This window comes from Burkholderia sp. Bp9143, from assembly GCF_003853645.1.
GTDB lineage: Bacteria > Pseudomonadota > Gammaproteobacteria > Burkholderiales > Burkholderiaceae > Burkholderia.
This window is the reverse complement of the sequence record NZ_QTPO01000106.1, coordinates 1-3,924: the sequence shown is the minus strand read 5'-3', so window position 1 is coordinate 3,924 and position 3,924 is coordinate 1. Positions and strand designations below refer to the sequence as shown.

The following is a 3,924-nucleotide window of genomic DNA, read 5'->3' as shown; positions in this document are numbered from 1 at the left end:
AATAACCACCGACAATCACCCGGTCGACCGGCCAAGATGGTTGTCGGTAAACCGGCCAAGCTGCTTGACGCTATCTAATCTAGACTATCGGGAAATTTGTAACAGTTACCAACATTATATTTACCTCGGAAAATTCGGATTCACGACGACGATCCGCTACCATCTCGTTTTTCTTCTCGACCCGCTCGACACTCGACCGTGAGCACCGAACTTCAGCATCTCCAGGCGCAGCTGCGCGAATTGAATCTCCAGCAGGTGGGCGACAAGAAGGACAAGAAGCAAGCGTATTTGGCGGCGGTTCGGGAGCACGTTGCCCTATACGGCATCACGGAAGACGCATTACTGCGCGCAGCGGGTTTTGCAAAATCGCCCAAGGGGCGGGCGCCGGCGAAATACTACGCCCCGTCTTCAGGCAAAGCCTGGTCCGGGTTCGGGCCGAGGCCGAAGTGGCTTGAAGGAAAGAACCTCGACGACTATCTGATCGATCGGACACCGAAGCCGTGGTGGCCTGGTCGCGACGAATGATGGGGCGTACGAGCCGCGCTTAAAACAGCGAGCCGGTCGACGGCGCTGGTAGTTCGGTCGCGTGAGTGCGCGGCACCTTCGGCGCTGGCGCCGCAGACAGCAGATTTGCCGGGAGCAATGACAGAAAGGTCTGGGCGACTTCCGGATCGCGGCACGCAAGCCAGTCGTCGTACTGGTCCGGCCGCACGATCACGACGCCGCGCTTTTCGTTTGGTCGGCCGTCGCGATCGAGGTGTTTGTGGAACTGACGCAGCATCGGGTGCTCGTCCGCGTTCACGATGATCATCGTGAGCGAGTATGATTCGCCGTCGTTGGGTTCTTCCCAGGCGCGCCAGATTCCCGCGACAGCGAATAGATCGCCATTCGCGACACTGATACTCCAGAGCTCTGACTTCTGCTCCAGGAATGTCTCGATCGCTTCGTCGCGGTTCGGCCCAACGAGATTCGGGAGGTCGGGATACCGCGGCTCAAATACGGCTTGGGCGGGTACGAGACAGAGCTGACCCGCGGCCCAAGGCTTCGCGAAACTGCGCAGCTTGCCGATCGTTTCGCTGCGGGCGTTTATGGTGTCGTAATCGCGCACATGCTCCGGAATGCGTTTGCGCGGCACCATCCCGAAAGTGCCAAGTAAGGACTCGCGCCCGCCGTTGACACCGCGACGAATGATTGGCGCAACGTAGTCGCGGTAGATCTCTACGGGCCACTCGCCGGCTGGCGGCTCGATACCGAAGTGCTTCGCGTATCGGCTCCGCTGCATTGCGACACATAGGTGCACACGTTCTGATCCCCTCGTACGGGCTACGCCGAAAATCATACTTCATATCCGGAAAACGTAAGGCCGCTGCTGCACCGTCCGCCCGTGTCGTCGCACATGCCATGCGGATCCCTCCCGCCCCTGAATCTTTGGCGGTCGAGATTTCGACGATCGCGTGCAATGGAATGGGTTCAGCCGAACATACCGCCACCGAAAAGAAAAAAAGCCCACCGATACCCAGTGAAGGGTACGCGGTGGGCGTGATTTCAGATTATCGATTTGTCTTGCCAGCTATTCCTGCAGCGCGAAGGCATCGAACGTACGGGCTTTCGGTGCAGCGTCACTCAATTCGTCACCGTGAGGGTTGATAGACATCCCCGATAGAGCTTTGGGTTACGAGGTTACCACCACCGGTGGACGTAGCCCGAGTCGATAATTCGCGGCCGGCCAAGCACTCTGAACACGGCCCACTCTTCCTCTGTGCCAGAGAGCGTGATCGACAGGACGCTGGCGCACTCCAGTACAAGGTCGATGACGGAATCGTCGTCGACGTGACCGATACTGCGAACGACGCCCTTTGCGCGGCCGATGACCTTCCCGACCTCGTCCACGCGGATGCCCGGTGGCCGAAGCTGGGCGAGGCGTTTCTTTCTGTTGCGTCTCATATGTGATCATCTTCAAAGCCTGAATTCCCCCTCCGTGAAGTTTCCGGGCGTACTTGGGGGCGTGATCGAACGAATCCGGCTATCAACCGAACAGCCAGATACCGGACTGGCGTATTCCAATCTGCTTGAGCAGGTAGACATGGTCAGACTCCAGTTCCGCTTGCGTGTTGACGACGCTCTGCAAATGGACGAGGAGGCCGCAAACGGCTTGGCCAACGTGCGAATCCGCGTCGAGGGCCGCAACTTCGGGATCGAGGTTGGACCAGAATTCCATGTCGATGCGGGTTCGAACCGGCGCCGTGCCGGAGATGCTGTTGTGTTGCGATTCCATGCGTGTTCCAGAATAAAATTGGGCGGCCCGATTGGGCCGCCCGTTAAAAGAACCGCGTGCGCGGCAATGAAAGAAGCCGTGGCCGTACTGGTCACGCGACGAGAGATAGGCGGTACTGGTCGCCTGCAGATGGGCGCGTGCGCGATAGCGCACCCTGCATCCAGCGGGTCATTTCAGCCGAGCGGTGCGCAATCGTGTTCGACCGTCCTGCGTGATGTGCATTCACGCGGGAGCCAAAATCCCAGGCCATCGAGTCCACAGACGCGACTGCGTCATACATCTTCAGTTCACGGAGCGCGTCACCCTTGACGCCAAAGAGGTGTAGACGGGTCCCCTTCGGCAGGTCTGCCACCAGACGATCAAGGATCGTGAACAGTCCGTGCCGCGGATCCGTGAGGCTGCGCCGGCATACCGAGCCGACACCGATGAGCGTCGGTGGCGCGACCCATGGCTGCCATCGTTCCCATACCTTGAGAGTCAATTCAAGGCTCCGGGCGTACGTTGATGCCGACCACCCCTGTATAACGGGGGTGGGGATCCGGATCATGTTCTGCACGGTTTGGGCGTCGCAGGAGCGTGCGAGCGCGTTTTGCCATGCGTAACAGACGCGCAGCGTGCCTTCGAGCAGTGTTGCCGTTGCGTCGACGCGGTAATCGACTTCGGCTTGACTCGATGCAAGCTCCGGCTCGCACGCCATGTCGGGCGCGGAAAACCAGGTTGCACGGATAGTGATGCGAGTTCGACGTATTGCGCGTTTGTCCAGGGATAGACGCCGGCCATGCCGCGCTGACGCCCTTTCCTCTTCCACAACATCATCGCGGTGTATCCCGCGCTGTCGAGCGCGTAGTCGAGTTCGGAAAGGTCGGTTGCTTGAGGGAATTGAAATTGCCCCTTCGTGGAATTCCAGAAAGCGTTCGCCGACACCATGGCTGGATAGCCTTCGTTGAAGGCATGAAAGGTGAGCTTCCCGCTCCGATGGGGAATGCCTACCCGGACGATGAGCTTGTCGGTGATCGGGGCGTTGTGCTGCGACATGGGCATGCCGGACACGTCGCCGGAAAAGAGATAGGTTGATTTCATGGAGCTCACAAGGTCACGCGAGCCGGCCCTTGCGGACGTGCCCGCAAGGGTTGAGAAGAAGGGTTTGCCCAAGGCAAACAGGTAGTTCGTGGCGGTCAGCGCTTCTGGCGGACAGAGGCGCATGTCCGCCAGAGGCGAAGCCTCGCATCAGGTGTCGGCACGCAACCTCTCCGATCACGGCGTGGGCCAGGTTGAGGGAAAGCGTGGGAAGTTGGCTATCGCCGGCATGCGACTTACCGCGTGAGCGCGGAATGAGGCTTTGCGGGTCGATGCGATCGTCGATGCGCCGAAGGCGCGGTTGATGGAGACAGCTTAGCGGTAGCGAGCTGCATCTTTTTCCCGAAAAGCTCGCCAATAGCGGTGCTCTTTCGAGGATTTCGGCCATTCCACCTGGCGATCAATTATTTACTCTGGCCTCAAATAATAGAAAAACTCGTTTGTCGATTGGACCGATAGGCCGGACTTGCGAGTCGATTCGACACTGTATATATTTAAGGGCTATCCATCTAGCTCCACCTGAGCCATGATAGTGGCATGAGTGAGTCCGAAGCCCAGCATACGCCGGTTGC

The 3,924-nt window shown here is 59.1% G+C and carries 6 protein-coding genes; 1 reads left to right on the top strand and 5 read right to left on the bottom strand.

The features are described 5' to 3' along the window. The first annotated feature begins 198 nt into the window (after positions 1–198). Positions 199–525, top strand: coding sequence for an H-NS family nucleoid-associated regulatory protein (locus DIE23_RS38645; protein ID WP_124618121.1), 327 nt, complete (start codon positions 199–201; stop codon positions 523–525). 19 nt (positions 526–544) lie between these two features. Here DIE23_RS38645 and DIE23_RS38640 read toward each other — a convergent pair whose 3' ends face one another. From DIE23_RS38640 to DIE23_RS40655, 5 genes are all read right to left on the bottom strand, one after another. Next, positions 545–1,282, bottom strand: coding sequence for an SOS response-associated peptidase family protein (locus DIE23_RS38640; protein WP_124618118.1), 738 nt, complete (start codon positions 1,280–1,282; stop codon positions 545–547). 398 nt (positions 1,283–1,680) lie between these two features. Next, a complete protein-coding gene (locus DIE23_RS38635) occupies positions 1,681–1,944 on the bottom strand; it encodes a hypothetical protein (RefSeq protein WP_057929858.1) in 264 nt (87 codons plus the stop codon). An 82-nt stretch (positions 1,945–2,026) separates the two neighbouring features. After that, the gene (locus DIE23_RS38630) at positions 2,027–2,275 is read right to left on the bottom strand and encodes a hypothetical protein (RefSeq protein WP_124618116.1); all 249 of its coding nucleotides are present in this window, start codon (positions 2,273–2,275) and stop codon (positions 2,027–2,029) included. 91 nt (positions 2,276–2,366) lie between these two features. Continuing rightward, the gene (locus DIE23_RS40660) at positions 2,367–2,756 is read right to left on the bottom strand and encodes a hypothetical protein (RefSeq protein ID WP_260436375.1); all 390 of its coding nucleotides are present in this window, start codon (positions 2,754–2,756) and stop codon (positions 2,367–2,369) included. A gap of 62 nt (positions 2,757–2,818) precedes the next feature. Beyond that, positions 2,819–3,355, bottom strand: coding sequence for a hypothetical protein (locus tag DIE23_RS40655; protein ID WP_260436374.1), 537 nt, complete (start codon positions 3,353–3,355; stop codon positions 2,819–2,821). Positions 3,356–3,924: the final 569 nt, after the last annotated feature.